Annotated in this window: 17 protein-coding genes and 1 pseudogene; 12 read left to right on the plus strand and 6 right to left on the minus strand. The window is 63.8% G+C overall.

Going from position 1 to position 15574, the window contains the following annotated elements:
* On the plus strand, positions 1 to 83 hold an 83-nt coding region (locus MUW49_RS15135), incomplete at its 5' end, for a transposase (RefSeq protein ID WP_202904331.1).
* 254 nt (positions 84 to 337) lie between these two features.
* On the plus strand, positions 338 to 1363 hold the full coding sequence (locus tag MUW49_RS15140; protein WP_049636773.1) for a Wadjet anti-phage system protein JetD domain-containing protein: 1026 nt from the start codon (positions 338 to 340) through the stop codon (positions 1361 to 1363).
* 341 nt (positions 1364 to 1704) lie between these two features.
* Here the strand turns inward: MUW49_RS15140 and MUW49_RS15145 are convergent, their stop codons facing one another.
* Positions 1705 to 2283 (minus strand): alkylphosphonate utilization protein, encoded by a 579-nt coding sequence (locus MUW49_RS15145; RefSeq protein ID WP_049636772.1) that lies wholly within the window; start codon positions 2281 to 2283, stop codon positions 1705 to 1707.
* A gap of 179 nt (positions 2284 to 2462) precedes the next feature.
* Here MUW49_RS15145 and MUW49_RS15150 point away from each other — a divergent pair, with 179 nt between their 5' ends.
* From MUW49_RS15150 to MUW49_RS15185, 7 genes and pseudogenes are all read left to right on the plus strand, one after another.
* Positions 2463 to 3656 (plus strand): methyltransferase, encoded by a 1194-nt coding sequence (locus tag MUW49_RS15150; RefSeq protein ID WP_049636771.1) that lies wholly within the window; start codon positions 2463 to 2465, stop codon positions 3654 to 3656.
* 188 nt (positions 3657 to 3844) lie between these two features.
* Positions 3845 to 5290 (plus strand): annotated as a pseudogene (locus MUW49_RS21940) (chitinase).
* Between the two features lie 122 nt (positions 5291 to 5412).
* Positions 5413 to 5778 carry a VOC family protein gene (locus MUW49_RS15170; protein WP_049636770.1) on the plus strand — a complete coding sequence of 122 codons (366 nt, stop codon included), beginning with the start codon at positions 5413 to 5415 and terminating at the stop codon, positions 5776 to 5778.
* Between the two features lie 207 nt (positions 5779 to 5985).
* Positions 5986 to 6384: a GFA family protein gene (locus MUW49_RS15175; RefSeq protein ID WP_049636769.1), complete on the plus strand. Its 399-nt coding sequence runs from the start codon at positions 5986 to 5988 to the stop codon at positions 6382 to 6384.
* A 29-nt stretch (positions 6385 to 6413) separates the two neighbouring features.
* Positions 6414 to 6641, plus strand: coding sequence for a DUF4287 domain-containing protein (locus MUW49_RS15180; RefSeq protein WP_049636768.1), 228 nt, complete (start codon positions 6414 to 6416; stop codon positions 6639 to 6641).
* A gap of 46 nt (positions 6642 to 6687) precedes the next feature.
* Positions 6688 to 6885, plus strand: coding sequence for an SRPBCC domain-containing protein (locus MUW49_RS21945; protein ID WP_254052076.1), 198 nt, complete (start codon positions 6688 to 6690; stop codon positions 6883 to 6885).
* Positions 6830 to 7102: an SRPBCC domain-containing protein gene (locus MUW49_RS15185; RefSeq protein WP_235696168.1), complete on the plus strand. Its 273-nt coding sequence runs from the start codon at positions 6830 to 6832 to the stop codon at positions 7100 to 7102. The genes MUW49_RS21945 and MUW49_RS15185 overlap by 56 nt, the downstream gene beginning before the upstream one ends.
* A 90-nt stretch (positions 7103 to 7192) precedes the next feature.
* Here MUW49_RS15185 and smrB read toward each other — a convergent pair whose 3' ends face one another.
* Positions 7193 to 7717, minus strand: coding sequence for an endonuclease SmrB (smrB, locus tag MUW49_RS15190; protein WP_049636766.1), 525 nt, complete (start codon positions 7715 to 7717; stop codon positions 7193 to 7195).
* 65 nt (positions 7718 to 7782) lie between these two features.
* Between smrB and prmB the strand changes: the two genes are divergently transcribed.
* Entirely contained in the window at positions 7783 to 8718 is a 936-nt protein-coding gene (gene prmB, locus MUW49_RS15195; protein ID WP_244812927.1) for a 50S ribosomal protein L3 N(5)-glutamine methyltransferase, read from the plus strand.
* 16 nt (positions 8719 to 8734) lie between these two features.
* Positions 8735 to 9823, plus strand: coding sequence for a chorismate synthase (gene aroC, locus MUW49_RS15200; RefSeq protein WP_244812928.1), 1089 nt, complete (start codon positions 8735 to 8737; stop codon positions 9821 to 9823).
* Between the two features lie 87 nt (positions 9824 to 9910).
* Here aroC and MUW49_RS15205 read toward each other — a convergent pair whose 3' ends face one another.
* The gene (locus MUW49_RS15205) at positions 9911 to 10687 is read right to left on the minus strand and encodes a transporter substrate-binding domain-containing protein (protein ID WP_244812931.1); all 777 of its coding nucleotides are present in this window, start codon (positions 10685 to 10687) and stop codon (positions 9911 to 9913) included.
* 338 nt (positions 10688 to 11025) lie between these two features.
* On the opposite strand from MUW49_RS15205, the gene MUW49_RS15210 reads away from it, so the two are divergent.
* Positions 11026 to 12438, plus strand: a complete 1413-nt coding sequence (locus MUW49_RS15210; protein ID WP_161470131.1) for a DEAD/DEAH box helicase — start codon at positions 11026 to 11028, stop codon at positions 12436 to 12438.
* A gap of 86 nt (positions 12439 to 12524) precedes the next feature.
* On the opposite strand, the gene MUW49_RS15215 is transcribed toward MUW49_RS15210, so the two are convergent.
* From MUW49_RS15215 to MUW49_RS15225, 3 genes are all read right to left on the minus strand, one after another.
* On the minus strand, positions 12525 to 13214 hold the full coding sequence (locus MUW49_RS15215) for an RES family NAD+ phosphorylase (protein WP_042017126.1): 690 nt from the start codon (positions 13212 to 13214) through the stop codon (positions 12525 to 12527).
* Positions 13214 to 13618 (minus strand): antitoxin Xre-like helix-turn-helix domain-containing protein, encoded by a 405-nt coding sequence (locus tag MUW49_RS15220; RefSeq protein ID WP_244812929.1) that lies wholly within the window; start codon positions 13616 to 13618, stop codon positions 13214 to 13216. Before MUW49_RS15220 ends, MUW49_RS15215 begins: the two co-directional genes overlap by 1 nt.
* Before the next feature lie 243 nt (positions 13619 to 13861).
* A complete protein-coding gene (locus MUW49_RS15225) occupies positions 13862 to 15055 on the minus strand; it encodes an aromatic amino acid transport family protein (protein WP_049636762.1) in 1194 nt (397 codons plus the stop codon).
* Positions 15056 to 15574: the final 519 nt, after the last annotated feature.

A 15574-nucleotide genomic window follows, 5' to 3' on the forward strand; every position in this document is an offset into this window, starting at 1 on the left:
GGTCACGCTCTTACTTTGCGGGCTCTTGCGGCGGAGCACCGTTGGAGGTGATCAAGCAATACATTCAAAACCAGCGGGGCTGACGCCCCGGCGAAATTCCCCTCCCACCTACGTCGGAGGGAGTCCCCTTTCGCATTTAAGATGGCGTCGCAGCATACTGATTTCACCGATGTCGATGGATTGCCAATCGTAACCGCTGACCATCCTGCCACGAGCTTGTGGACGGGTGACGGTTTGAAAGAGCGATCTTCCTTTGGTGCGAGACAGGTCACGGTTGTGGACAGAAAGATCCCCTCTACTTGGCCATATGGAACCGCAATGAAAGAGGGGGGGGAGGATGTCACTTTTTGATGAGCGTCGTGTGCAGGATCTCTGTGCCCGCTTGCTGGCAGACACTAATAACCAGGGATATTCACTCGATAGCAAGCATGGCCGCGAGTTGAGAGATCTCCTGCAGGCTGTGGGTGGAGTCAAGCCAGTGGGACGAGGGGCTCGTCATGTGTTGACCGATGCTGGAAGGAATTATCTCGCAGCACAGCTGGCACAGGTTGCACCAGTGATGCCGGACAGGCGTGACACGATACGGGCTCTCGGGGTGGACCTGCCCGCACATCTAAACCAGGCCAGTTTTCATGCCCTCTGGCATGGGGACAGCAAGAGCGGGATAGATCCAGATAATGATGCTATCGACATCACGCTGACACAGGATGAAGTGATTCGACTTCGCACGCTGAGCCCGCTGTCACTCATCGACCAGGACGGACTGCGCCACGACATGAGGGCGCAACTGGCACTATTGGGAGAGCTGGTCTTACCGGAGCGCTGCTTGAGTAAGTTACATGGCATTGAGTGGCAGGGGCGGCAACTGGTCACGGTGGAGAACAAGGGAGCTTTCGTGGATTACCCGCTGCAAGTGGGGGAGTTGTTGCTCTATGTGCCTGGCCGCAATACCAAGTTGGCACGTCAGGTATTCCCGCTGTTGCCGGCTGCCGTACCCTGGGCCCATTTTGGCGATCTGGATCAGCGCGGATTGGATATCGCTAACGAGCTGGCCCATGCCCTTCGTCGTCCGTTGGCTCTTTGGCTACCCGACACCTTGATGGCCTATGTTCATCACTATGCCCGCACTCTGATCCGCCGTCTGGAGGGGCAACCGATCAGCAGAGGCAAGATCCCATGGGAGGAGGTCCCCGTGGTGAGTGAGCATGGCAAGCAACTGGAAGAGGTCCTTATATATCTGATCGAAAGGGGATTGTGGTTGGAACAGGAAGTATTGGTGCTAGCCGGAGGTTGGCAGTCATGGCCACTCGACGCGCCTTGCGGCCAACGCAGTAATGAAAAAACCGCCATCAGGCGGTTTTAATGGTTGTCAGCCCCTATTTCAGGGCTTTTTTCAGCTTTTTGATCTTGCTTTCGTGCTTGGCGATTTTCGCCTGGCGGGCGGCGATCTTCTTCTTGATCTCTTTCTTGCTGGCCATGGGGCGGCTCCTTGTCTCGTGGGCGCCATGGGGATCAGGGTGCCCGGGGTCTTTCCATGCGTGCCGGGAAGGCCCTCTCCGTTGGCGCACTGACAGTCAGGGGAGGGGCATACCGCGGAACTGGTTTGCAGGATAGTCCAGTTTCCCGCGAGTGCCACCCGAACGGCAGGAAACAGAGGCAACAAAAAAGCGCCCCTGGGGGCGCTTCTGGCTTGAAGGGGCGGTATCAGGCCTTCTTCAGGTAGGCGGCCACCAGCACGATCTGCATGCCGTTGACCTTGCCCTCGATGTGCAGCGGGTTGTTGGTCAGGCGAATGCCCTTGACCAGGGTGCCGCGCTTGGCGGTGAAGCCCGCGCCCTTGACGTCCAGATCCTTGATCAGGGTGACGGAGTCCCCTTCCACCAGCACGGCGCCATTGGAGTCGACGGTCGGCACGCTGTCGTCAGCGTCGCTGGTCACGCCGGCGTCTGCCCAGGCCTTGACCTCGTCTTCCATGTACATCATGTCCAGCATGTCCTGGGCCCAGAGCTCGCCCCGGGCGACGAGGGCCTTCAACTGGCGCCAGGCCATCACCTGCACCGCCGGCACCTGGCTCCACATGCTGTCACCCAGGCAGCGCCAGTGGTTCACCTCCGTGGTGTCCGGCTGCTCCAGCTGGCCGCGGCAGGTGGCGCAGAGGGCCACGCTGTGGTCGTCGTCGCTGGCGGGGGAGTGCGGCACCGGGAAGGCAGTCAGCGCATGTTCTGCGCCACACAGCTCGCATTTGGCATTTGCACGGGCTTGCAGGATGGCATTGATGGTCATGATTGGGTTCCGTTTATAGGGGTAAAGCTGCTCGCCGTGGCGGGCTGCGCGAATGAGGGGCCGGAATATAGCACAAATCCCTGCTTTTTGTCAGGCTACCAGCGGCGCACAGGCGAGTGCTTTTTGACGGCAGATCGCTAGAATGAGCCTCCCTTTTTGCGCCAAAGGACAGGTTCACCGTGCTGGCCCACCGTTTTCGACAACTGGACTGCTTGCTCACCGCCGAGCGACGCTGGTGGCAATACCAGCCCTATCACCATTTGGGGATCGCCTTTGCCCGCGAGGCGCCAGCCCTTGCGAAGTGCCTGGCAGCCCTGACCCTTGACGAGATAGCGCACCTCGACGGGGACATGGATGCGCTCTGCACCCTGCTTGCCCCCTGGATCCCGGCGGGGGCCGAGTTGCAGGCCCTCGGCGAGCTTGCCCCTTTCGCCCCAGAGCCCGTCCAGTGCGCCAGGACCATGGCGATGTACATGCCGGGACGCAAGCAGGGGCAGATAGAGGCCTTCACCGGCTGCCTGCCCCCCCACCAAGGTCCCTATCTGGAGTGGTGCGCCGGCAAGGGGCATCTGGGGCGCCTGGTGTCGCTGCACCGTGGCGCGGAGATCCTTAGCCTGGAGTGGCAGGGGGCGCTCTGCGAGGAGGGGCGGCGGCTCGCCGCGCGCGACGGCGCCAACATGCGGTTCGTGGAGGCGGATGCCTTTGCCGCCGAGTCCGGGGCCCTCATCGCCCCGCACCATCACGCCATGGCGCTCCATGCCTGCGGCGATCTGCACACCCATCTGTTGACGCGGGTGGCCGAGGGGCGTGCCCAGGGGGTGACCCTCTCCCCGTGTTGCTACCACCTCATCAGAGGAGAGCACTACGCGCCCCTCTCCCGGGCCGCCAGGGCCAGTGCCCTGCGCCTTGGCAAGAGCGATTTGAAGCTGCCGCTGCAGGAGACGGTGACCGGCGGTGCCCGCATCGCCCGGCTGCGGGAGCGGGAGGTGGTGTGGCGCCTCGCCTTCGACTGCCTGCAGCGCCAGGTGCGCGGGGTGGATGAGTACCTGCCGGTGCCCAACCTGCAAAAGAGCCTGCTGACCGGGGGCTTCGAGGATTTCTGCCACTGGGCCGCCGAACGCAAGGGGATGGGCTTGCCCGCGGGGCTCGACTACGCCGCCTTGCTGGCACAGGGGGAGCGGCGCTTTGGCGATGTCGCCCGCATGGAGCTGGTGCGCCACCTGTTTCGCCGTCCCCTGGAAATCTGGCTGCTGCTCGATCGCGCCCTTTTCCTCGAGGAGCAGGGCTACCGGGTGGAGGTGGGCACCTTCTGTCCCAAACCCATGACCCCGCGCAATCTGCTGATCCGGGCGGTGCGCGCAGGGGGGATCTGAGCAAGAGTCCGGACAGGTCGGATGGCTGCGGCCGCAAGACCAGGGGCTGGATCCCCCTGCAAACGAGCGCCATCTGAGTGCAGGGAGGCATGGCTCACAATTTCGCCAAATTCTTAATTCTTGTCGTGAATTTAGTTGTCAGGATGCCTATGCTCGCCCTGACATTTTCAAGACAAGGATGGTTACCCATGTTCATGCTCACGCGTACCGCCTGCCTGGTTGCCCTCGTCTGGGCACTGCCCGGCCAGAGCGCCATGACAATCCAGCCCGATCCCCAGAACAGCGGCGGCTATGTGATGGCGGCGGCGGATCTTGCCAGTGCGGCCCAGGCCAAGACCGCCAACCTCATGTACGGGATCTGGTCCCACGCCCTGGCCACCCGGCCCAATTCGGTGGTGGAGGCCATCGTGGCACGCGCCCCCGGCAACCCGGACAACGTCAAGCGGGTCGAGCGGGTCTTCACCGAATCGGACTGGGAGTTCCTGACCCAGATGGCCGCCCCGGAGTACACCTACGAGCGCTTCCTGCGGGCGGTGGGCAAGTTCCCCGCCTTCTGCGGCGACTACACGGACGGGCGCAATGCGGACGCCATCTGCAAGAAGTCCATCATCACCGCCTTCGCCCACTTTGCCCAGGAGACCGGCGGCCACATTGCCAAGGAGAATGTCTCCGACAACCCCCTTGGGCTGGAGGAGTGGCAATAGGCCCTGGTGCACGTGCGGGAGATGGGTTGGTCTGAGGGGCAGACCGGCTACACCACGGGGTGTGGCCAGAGTGACTGGCAGAACCGGCGCTGGCCCTGCAGCACCGGTCAGGGCTATTTCGGTCGCGGCGCCAAGCAGCTCTCCTACCACTTCAACTACGGCGCCTTCTCCGAGGCCATGTTCGACGGCGACGCCACCGTGCTCCTCAACAACCCCGGGCTGGTGGCGGACTCCTGGCTCAACCTCGCCTCCGCCATCTGGTTCTTCCTGACGCCCCAGGCTCCCAAACCCGCCATGCTGCACGTCATCGACCGGACCTGGGTGCCCTCCCAGCGTGAGCTGGCGGCGGGCATCGGCTACGGCTTTGGCACCACCATCAACATCATCAACGGTGGCATCGAGGTGCGGCGAGCAGAACAAGACAAGGGCCAGCCGGTCAACCGCATCCGCTACTGGGAGGGGCTTGCGGCCCACTACGGGATCCCGCTGCTGGCGGACGAGAAGAACACCTGCTGGCAGCAGATCCCCTATGGCAGCCTCAACCTCAACGGCGCCACCGACGTGCTCTACACCAACTGGGACGGCAACTGGAAATACTACCCGGACAGACCCGGCGGCTACTCCTTCGAGTGTGATCTGGTGGGGTACCAGACCGCCTATTCGGCCCTGGTGCCGGGGGATTACGAGAAGTGCGTGACCAACTTCTACGGCTCCCACGCCAGCTGGCCCAAGGTACGGGTGGTGGCCACGCTGGATCCGGCCCCGGTCGACCCCGGCACGCCACTGGTGGACGGGGTACCGGCCTGGGAGGCAGGCAAGGTCTACACCGCGGGCAACAAGGTGAGCCACAAGGGGATCATCTATCAGGCCAAGTGGTGGACCCAGGGCAACGAGCCGGGCAAGGGCGACCCCTGGGCACCGGTGACCTGAGAGTCAGTACAAGCGCAAGCACCCCGGGGAGGCCGCGCGCCTCCCTTGTTGATCGCCGCGCTGGCTTGTTGCGCCTCTTTTGGCACTGATAGAGTGCGGATTCACACCGAGGGAGGATGACCATGAACATCGCCATTCATTTTGAAATTCCGGTACAGGATCTGGAGAGAGCCATTCGCTTCTATGAGGGGGTCTTCGAGACGGTGCTGGAGCGGGTGCAGATCGATGGCAACGAGATGGCGCTCTTTCCCCTGGAAAGTGGCACGGCGGGCTGCTCCGGCGCCCTGGCGAAGGGGGAGAGCTATGTGCCGAGCCTGGATGGCACCCGGATCTATCTGCGGGTGGCTGACATCGAGGGGGCCATGGCCCGGGCACTGGCATCGGGCGGGGCCTGTCTCTATCCAGTCACCCGGGTCGGGGAGAGCCTCCGGGTGGCGGAGTGTCGGGATTGCGAGGGGAATCGCATCGCCTTGCAGGAGGGAACCTGACCATTATTTATCCGGTGCATGGGGTGTGTTGAGTCATTCATACGATGAATAAAGAGGGGGATTTTCCCGCTCCGGGAGCCTCAGCCTCGCGGTAAGGCCCCGGTATGGTCAGTTGTCGCCCCCCGGATCCCGTGCTACTTCATCTGGTGCGGCAAGAAGGCGAGCACCCGTTCGCCCGGTCTGTCGCCCCAACTCTCAGGAGGCATCATGGAAGGACATTGTCTGTGTGGCGGGATCACCGTGTCGAGCGGCGATCACAAGGAGGTCAACCTGTGTCACTGCGCCATGTGCCGGCGCTGGTCAGGGGGGCCCATGTTCGCGGTGCACGGGTGCAAGGGCGTGCGGTTCACCGGGATGGCCCCGGTGGCCTACCGCTCGTCGGAGTGGGCGGAGCGCGGATTCTGCCCCACCTGCGGCACCCATCTTTTCTACCATCTGTTGCCGACGGACGAGTACATCCTCTCCGCCGGCCTGTTTCAGGATCAGGGGTTCGAGCTCACCGGGCAGATCTTCATCGACGAGAAGCCCGACTTCTATGCCCTCAAGAACGACACCCCGACCCTGACCGGACAGCAGGTGTTCGAGCAGTTCACCCCCAAACCCTGAGCCTGTACTCACCTCGAGGAGAAGCCATCATGGATGAACAACCGAAGGTGAAGGGGCCTGCCTCCTACTTTCCTGCCATCGAGCAGAAATACGGCCAGCCCATCGCCCACTGGCTGACCCTGCTGGCAGGGCGGGAGGAGCGCAAACACATGGCCCTGGTGGCCTGGCTCAAGGACGAACACGCCATGGGCCACGGCCATGCCAATGCCCTGGTGGCCCACTTTTTGGCGCAGCCCGATGCGCCCGGCGTGGCATGACAGTGCCACAGTGCAAAACGTGCAGGAAAGCCAGAGGATCAGAGAGATGAAGATAAGCGTCAGCGTCTGGGTTGCCAGGCCGATTGCCGATGTGTGGCAGGGCTGGAACACCCCCGCCAGCATCATGGCATGGAACGCCGCCTCCCCGCAGTGGCACTGCCCCCAAAGCCGGGTGGACCTGCGGGTGGGTGGGTGGGCGTTTTTGCCACCACATGGCGGCGCGGGATGGCAGCACGGGGTTTGATTTCGAGGGGACCTTCACCGAGGTCACAGCGCCGACGGGGCTCGGCTACGTCATGGACGATGGCCGCGAGGTGAGCGTGCGGTTCGTGGCAGAGCAGGGGGGCACCCAGGTGGAGGAGCGGTTCGATGCCGAGTCCCTGCACAGCGGCGAACAGCAGCGGGCGGGGTGGCAGAGCATCCTGGATAACTTCAAGCGACATATGGAAGCCGCCAGCTGACCCCTGTGGGGCGCCATAAAAAAACCACCGCAAGCTGGCGGTGGTTTTTTTATGGCGTTCGCCCGGGGCAAGGCGGGGCGGGGAAGGGGGTCACTCCTCGATGTCCAGCAGCACCAGGATGGCGCTCTCGCCCCCCCACTCCCGCGGCGCCTGGTGAAAGGCGCGCACAGCGGGGTGCTGGGCCAGCCAGCTCGGGATGCGCTGCTTGAGGATGTGCTTGCCGATGCCGTGCATCACCGAAGCGACGTGGATGTTCTCTTTTCGGCACAGGGTGAGCAGGGCCGCCAGCTCCTGCTTGGCCTGGTGCTGGTTCATGCCGTGCAGATCCAGATAAATCTCCGGCGGGTAGCTGCCGCGCTTGAGCTTTTTCAGCTCGAATTTTGACACGTCGTCGCGCACGTAACGGGTCGGCCCGTCCGCCTCGAGATGGGGCTGGTACTCGTCGCTGAAAAAGTGGTCAACCCCAAGCTTTTCGCGGCTCTCGCGCACTTCGCGTTTCTGCTTGACCGGGCTTGAGGAGGCCCTTATGGTATCTTGCTTAATTTTCCGGGTACCTTTGACAGCATCACGAAACAACAGGCTTTCCTCGTCTGTGAGTGAGGGCGTATTTTTCATCAGGTACTCGTCTTGCTCGCTGTATAAAATTCTCGGGCCGGATATTACTCGACTTGGAGGTGGATTTGGACAAGATATTTATCGATGAGGTGGTTGCCGAAATGCACACCATCCAGGACATGTTGCGCTGGGCCATGAGTCGTTTCAACGACGCCGGGATCTTCTACGGACATGGTACCGACAACGCCTGGGATGAGGCCGTGCAACTGGTGCTGCCCGCGTTACATCTGCCGCCGGACGTGGATCCGGGCATGCGCCACTCCCGCCTGACCACCAGCGAGCGCCACCGCATCGCCGAGCTCATCATCCGCCGCGTGCAGGAGCGCATTCCGGCGCCCTATCTGACCAACAAGGCCTGGTATGCGGGCTGGGAGTTCTATGTGGACGAGCGGGTGCTCATTCCGCGCTCCCCCATCGCCGAGATGGTGGCCAACCGCTTCGCCCCCTTCCTGAAAGACGAACCGACCCGGATCATGGACTTGTGCACCGGCTCCGGCTGCATCGCCATCATCATGGCCCACGAATTCCCCCATGCGGAAGTGGATGCCATCGACATCAGCGTCGATGCCCTCAACGTGGCCGAGCGCAACATCAACGATCACGGGCTGGAGCAGCAGGTCATCCCCATTCGCTCCGATCTGTTCCGGGATCTGCCGGCTGGTGACAAGTACGATCTCATCGTCTCCAACCCGCCCTACGTGGACTCCGAGGACATGTCGGATCTGCCGGAGGAGTTTCGCCACGAGCCGGAGCTGGCCCTGGCGTCGGGCTCCGACGGCCTCAAGCTCACCAAGCGTTTGCTGGCCAATGCCGCCGACTTCCTGAAAGAGGATGGCGTGCTGGTGGTCGAGGTGGGCAACAGCATGATCCATCTGGAAGCCCAGTTCCCCGAGGTGCCCTTCACCTGGGTCGAGTTCGAAAACGGCGGCCACGGCGTCTTTGTGATGACCCGCGCAGAGCTCGAGCAGTACCAGGTCCATTTCGCCATTTACAAGAACTAAGCAGCAAGGAGCATCCATGGCAGGGAACAGTTTCGGCCAACTCTTTCGGGTCACCACTTTCGGCGAGAGCCACGGTCTGGCGCTGGGCGCCGTGGTCGACGGCTGCCCGCCGGGGCTGGAGATAAGCGAAGACGATTTGCAGGGGGATCTGGACAGGCGCAAGCCCGGCACCTCCCGCTACACCACCCAGCGCCGCGAGGCGGACGAGGTGAAGATCCTCTCCGGGGTGTTCGAGGGCAAGACTACCGGCACCTCCATCGGGCTGCTCATCGAGAACACCGATCAGCGCTCCAAGGACTACTCCGAGATCAAGGATCTGTTCCGACCCGGCCACGCCGACTACACCTATCACCAGAAGTACGGCCAGCGTGACTACCGTGGCGGCGGCCGCTCCTCGGCCCGCGAGACCGCCATGCGGGTCGCGGCGGGGGCCATCGCCAAGAAGTACCTGAAACAGGTGCACGGCATCGAGATCGTGGGTTTTCTCTCCCAGCTCGGCCCCATCAAGGCGGAAGGGTTCGACGAGAGCCAGATCGAGCAGAACCCCTTCTTCTTCCCCGATGCGGGCAAGCTGGAGGCGCTGGATGAATACATGCGTGCCCTCAAGAAAGAGGGCAACAGCGTGGGGGCCAAGGTGTGTGTCGTGGCACGCAATGTGCCGGTGGGCCTGGGGGAGCCGGTGTTCGACCGCCTCGACGCCGACATCGCCCACGCCATGATGGGCATCAACGCGGTGAAGGGGGTGGAGATCGGTGACGGCTTCGCGGTGGTGGAGCAAAAAGGCTCCGAGCACCGGGACGAGATGACTCCGACCGGCTTTGCCAGCAATCATGCGGGGGGCATCCTGGGGGGCATTTCGTCGGGTCAGGAGATCGTGGTGAGCATGGCCCTCAAGCCTACCTCCAGCATCACGGTGCCAGGCAAGACCATCACCACCAGCGGTGAGGCCACCGAGATGATCACCAAGGGGCGTCACGACCCCTGCGTCGGCATCCGTGCCGTGCCCATCGCCGAGGCCATGCTGGCCCTGGTGCTGATGGATCACCTGCTGCGCCACCGCGCCCAGAACCAGGGCGTGCACAGCCAGACCCCGCAGCTGCGCTGATCACGCTGCGGGCAGGGTGAGTGATCACCAGACACCACAAGGCGACCCCAGGGTCGCCTTTTTCATGGTTTTTTGCCGGCGTCGGCGTCAGGGGGCCGATGGCGTCGAGAGCGATGGGGGCTGGGTTGCGTCCAGGCGGCAGCGGGGCGGCGCAAAGGCGGGATCCGGTGAGGGCAGGGTGGCGATGGCGGCATCGATGCGGGCGAGCGCCTCATCGTTCACGGCCTTTTTGGCAAACATCAGGCGCACCGGCTGCTGGTGCAAGAGCACCTGACACTGGATGGCATTGCTCGCCCCGAGCTGGTAGCGGGCGTATTGCCACTCCATGATGACGCCGTCGAGGCGGCGCGCCAGCAAGAGGGTGAGCAGCCTGTCATCGCTGTTGTATTCACTCGCCTGCCCGAGGGCAGGGCACTCCTCGTTCATCGGCAGGGGGCGGGTACCCCGCAGCTTGCCAAGTCGAATCCCCTTGGCCTGGCAGAGGGTTGCCAGCTCTGTGAGCCCTTGCCAGCCGTCGGGCTCCCCGGCCTGCGGGCGCTGGCTCAGCAGCACGAAGCTGGCGCGCCGATAGGGGGCGGAGAAGCGGGCGAACCGCTCCCGCTCGGGGGTTTTCAGGGCGCCCATGGCCACGTCCAGCTGCTGGCGCTCCATGAGGTAGAGGGCCCGGGCCCAGGGGAGGTTGCGAAAGGCGGGCTCCACGCCTGCCTTGCCCAGGATCTGGCGGGTCAGGGTCACGTCCAGTCCGCCGAGGGTGCCGTCGGCAGCGATTTGACTGAAAGGGGGCCAGTGGCTCCAGGCCACCGACAGGGTCTCCCTGGCGGCGAGGGGCTGGGCGAAGAGCAGGGGCAGGACGAGGCCCAGCATGCGCCGGGCGGTGGGGGTGAACTTCCGTTTCAATCAAAACCTCCTGTTCCGTGTATCGCGCCGTCCCCGGCAGGCTGCGCAGGGGCATTGATACATACGGCGATTCGGGCCATTTTGTCCTGCCTTCGTCCCTATTTCCAGCCGTGCTGGGAGGCGCATCACATTTTCCTCGTCTAAGTGCGCCAACTCCGTTAGACTGCGCCTCTATTCTTTCCCCTTTGCTCTGCTCCCCGGGGAAATCGTTGTTTTCTCTATAGGCCCGGATCCTGTGAGATGGCATCGGCTCAGCAGAGGAGCCCCACCACGATCTTTGGCGCCCCTATCCCTAGCAGGTAACTATGAGTTTTACTTCCCTCGGTCTGGCCGAACCCTTGTTGCGTGCCGTTGCCGAGCAAGGCTACGACACCCCGTCTCCCATTCAGCAACAAGCGATCCCGGCGGTACTGGCTGGCCGTGATCTGATGGCCGCCGCCCAGACCGGGACCGGCAAGACCGCAGGTTTCACCCTGCCGATGCTGCAGCGTCTGATTGAAAGCAAGCGCAAGGTCTCCCCGAACCGCATCCGCGCCCTGGTGCTGACCCCGACCCGCGAGCTGGCCGCCCAGGTGGGCGAGAGCGTGCGCAACTACGGCAAGCACCTGCCGATCCGCAGCCACGTGGTATTTGGCGGCGTGAGCATCAACCCCCAGATGATGGCGACCCGCCGTGGTCTGGACGTGCTGGTGGCCTGCCCGGGCCGCCTGATGGATCTCTACAACCAGAACGCCGTCAAGTTCGACGAAGTGGAGATCCTGGTACTGGACGAAGCGGACCGCATGCTCGACATGGGCTTTATCCGCGACATCCGCCGCATCCTGGCCCTGCTGCCGAAGAAGCGCCAGAACCTGCTCTTCTCCGCCACCTTCGCCGACGAAATTCGCGAGCTGGCCACCGGTCTGCTGGACAACCCGGCGGTGATCGAAGTGACCCCGCGCAACAGCACCGCCGAGCGCATCGAGCAGCTGGTACACCCCTGCGACAAGGCCAACAAGATTGCCCTGCTGAGTCACCTGGTCACCAGCAACGACTGGCAGCAGGTGCTGGTGTTCACCCGTACCAAGCACATGGCCAACCGCGTTGCCGAGACCCTCGACAAGAACGGCGTCAGCGCCGCCGCCATCCACGGCAACAAGAGCCAGGGTGCCCGTACCCGCGCCCTTGCCGGTTTCAAGGATGGCAGCGTCAAGGTGCTGGTGGCGACCGACATCGCCGCCCGTGGCCTGGACATCGACAAACTGCCCCAGGTGGTCAACTTCGAGCTGCCGAACGTGGCGGAAGATTACGTGCACCGTATCGGCCGTACCGGCCGTGCCGGCGCCGCCGGTCACGCCATCTCCCTGGTCGCGGCCGATGAAGGCAAGCTCATCAAGGCCATCGAGCGGCTGACCAAGCAGAACATTCCGTGCGAGCAGGTGGCCGGTTTTGAAGCCTCCCGCGAGACCCTCGACAACATCGCCCGTGGCATCGGCGCGCCGCTTCGCAAAGAGCCGCGGGATCCGAGCGAGCAGCGCCGTGCGCCGCGTCCGCAAGGCCAGGGCCAGGGCCAGCGTCAGGGTGCCGGTCGCTCCGGCAATGGCGCCGGTGGCAATGGCGGCGGTAACCGCTCCGGCAACGGTGGCAAGCCCAAGCCCCAGGGCGGCCAGCGTCCGGCTGATGGCGCCGCGAAGCCGGCCCAGGCCCGTCGTCCCCGTCGCGCCAGCCACAACCAGTAAGCGGCCAGGGAGCCAGGCTCCCCCACTGTTCGGTTGATACAAAAAGCCCCGCCAATCTGGCGGGGCTTTTTTTGTCCTGGTAGACGCTATTCACCGTAGAGGCGGATTTCCAGCACATGGGTGATGGCCTCGCCGCTCCAGTGGTACTCCAGATGACGGGCGTGGTCCACCCGGCTGACCAGACGGGGGCGATAGAGCACGTGACAGTCGTGACCGGGGTGGCGCACCGAGCGGTAGTGGATGCCGTCCGCCCCGGCGACCTTCTGCTCCCGGGCGAAGGCCTGGGCGGGGCCGTAATCGGTGGCGTGATAGAGGGGGCCTGGCAGAAACGCCGGGCCCGTGATGTCGATGAGGCTGGCGCTGAACTGCGCCTGGATCACCCGCATCTGCACCTTCTGGGCCGGCTCCCGGGTGTACCCGAAGATCCGCTCCCTATGGTAGACCGTCTCCTTGATGCCGGTGTCGAGGGAGGGGGCACAATAGTAGCCGCCAAAGTCCCCCGTGGTGAAACGGGCACCCTCGGGATTGAGGTGGGTGAAGGCGGCCATCACATAGCTGCCGCCGGGCAGCCCCACCAGCCAGTCTTCCCTGGGCACCCGCATCAGCTCGCCCGCCTCTTCCCTCAGCCTGTCGTTGGTCAGGGCCTCGACGGCCCAGACCGCCTCCAGCTCGTCGGCGGTAGCGACGTCTTCATAGAGGCAGATGGGGGGAAAGCGGCTAGGAATGATGCGATAGGCGCAGGCATTGTGGAAGGTGCGCAAGGGCGGGGAGGACATCAGGCCATCTCCCCGCGCCAGGCGTGCAGCCGGGTGGCCACTTCGTAGAGATCGGCCACCCGCCCACCCTGCATGACCTCCATGGCGCTGCGCCCGGCAAAGAAGGGGTGGCTGTTGGGTTTGCGCACCCAGCCATAGATGCTCTCATCCAGGCTGAACAGCAGCTGCAGGCTCTTGTGGATGTTGAGTAGATAGCTCATCCGCTCCTGGAGATCGGCGCTGAGCCGAATGCCGCCGCTGGCCTCCTTGTACTTGTTCAGGGTGGAGCGGGAGGTAATGCCAAGCAGCCTGAGTTGTTCATCCGTGCTGCACTGCCATTTGCCCAGGATGCGAAACACCACGGGCAGGGCCTTGCTGGGATCGACGGCGGGCTGTTGCCGGGGGAGAGATGCGGTGGCGGCCATGTTGCCTCCCGGGTTGGCGTGCCAGACGGGCACGGGATCATGAGTTGTCTGCTAAGCAGTGTAGGGCAGGGGCGCAGTCATGTACATATCTATACATGGTTGCACTCAAATGTTCATTGTTGTATGGGCTTCGCGAGGAGGGGCGCGGGTCGGCCAAGTGAGCCCGTGCCAATGAAACGCCCCGCCAACTGGGTTGGCGGGGCGTGTCTCTTTGCGGCGTTTCTGTTAGTCGGGCCGGGGAAATCAGAGGGCGGGCAGCAATCCCATGCTGACGCTTATCTGCACCCCGACGATCAGCACACCCATGGCGCCGGCAAGGCCCAGGGCCAGTACGCCGCCCGGGACGCGGTAGTGGTTTGCCTCGGCCTGCTTGCGGCTCTGCCACACCAAGGCCACCGGCAGCAGCACCGCCAGCACCGCCAGCGCAATGGCGGCGTAACCGAGCGCCATGATGAAGCCTTGCGGGAAGTAGAGGGCGAACAGCAGGGGCGGCACGAAGGTGATGAGGCCTGTCTGGGTGCGGCCCTGCCAGTTGTCCTTGCGACGGGTCACCTTGGCCATGAAGTCGAACAGTCCCAGGGTCACTCCGAGGAAGGAGGTGGCGAGTGCGAGATCCGCAAACAGATGCATCGCCTGGTTGAAGGCGGGCCAGCTCACCAGGCCGCCGACGTTGGCCAGCAGGCTGTCCAGGGCGCCGCCGGTCTGGATCAGGGATTGCTGGCCCAGCAGCCCCAGGATGGCGACCTGCCACAGCACGTAGAGCACGAGTGGCAAGGCGGAGCCCCACACGAAGACCCGGCGCAACTGCCTGGGGTTGTCCCCGAGGTAGAGCATGACGCTCGGGATGGAGCCGTGGAAGCCGAAGGAGGTGAAGATGACCGGCAGGCCCGCCAGCAGCAGGCCTTCCCCGAGGGGCATGGAGAGCAGGTGCTGCCCCTGGGCGCGGGGCAGCAGCAGCGCCAGCACCGCCACCATGATCACCAGCTTCACGGTGAACATCAGGCGGTTGAGGTAATCCACCTGCCTGGTGCCGACGCACACCATGCCGCCAAACAGCAGGGTAAAGACCCAGGCCGCCTGCTCCTGGCCGAGGGGAAGGCCGGCATCGGCCAATGCCTGGGCCAGCAGGCTGCTGCCGCCGCTGATGTAGGCGGAGGCCAGGGCGTAGAACAGCATCAGGATGCAGAAGGAGGCGATGCCCTTGCCCCAGGGGCCGAGCAGGTGATCTGCCAGCTGGTGCAGGTACCACTTGCCGGTGCTGAGGCTGGCTTCCACCTGCAGCATGGCGGTGAAGGCCATCAGGGCCCAGAGGCCGATCATCAGCATCAGGGTGGCGGGGCCGCCCAGGGACGAGGAGGCCAGCGGCAGGGCCAGCATGCCGGCGCCTATGGTGGTGCCGGCAATCAACAGGGTACAACCCAGGGTCTTGGTATTCATGTCATCCATCCGAAAGTGAGGGGCGCTGTTGCAAACAAGAGAGAGCCAGTTGGCTGTGTCGGGAGACGCCTCCGGGGAAAAGCCGGAGGCTAGCAATATCGGTGTGGATACATCTGTACCTGAAACCTGTCAGTTGTAAAAATTGGTTGCCAAGTTAGCGGATTGAAATGGCGGAAACAACCCCTTAAAAGCGGATTTTGTGCTGTGGCAAGCCGAGGGGTGGCAATAAAAAGTGACACATTGCGCCATGCGCCGAAAAAATGCGCCCCTCAAGGGGAGGCCGCCCGTCAGGCTGCGTTGCGGGTCGACATCGAGAGCGCCCGCGTTGGCGGCAACAGGGCTTGCAGAGGGTAACACGGGGCCCTGGTGGTGCGACTGGCCCGATATAAGCAAACATCGGGTCATACTCCAAAAAGCCATCATTTTCACTTATATCGAGCCGAGGCGCCGATAAACGGGTCCTGGCGCGGGGTGGCCAACCCTGCCGGCGGGGTTGCCGCCCGGCAGATCACCTCAAAG

The sequence above is a fragment of the Aeromonas sp. LsrichE-8G genome (genome assembly GCF_022869435.1).
Lineage (GTDB): Bacteria > Pseudomonadota > Gammaproteobacteria > Enterobacterales > Aeromonadaceae > Aeromonas > Aeromonas caviae.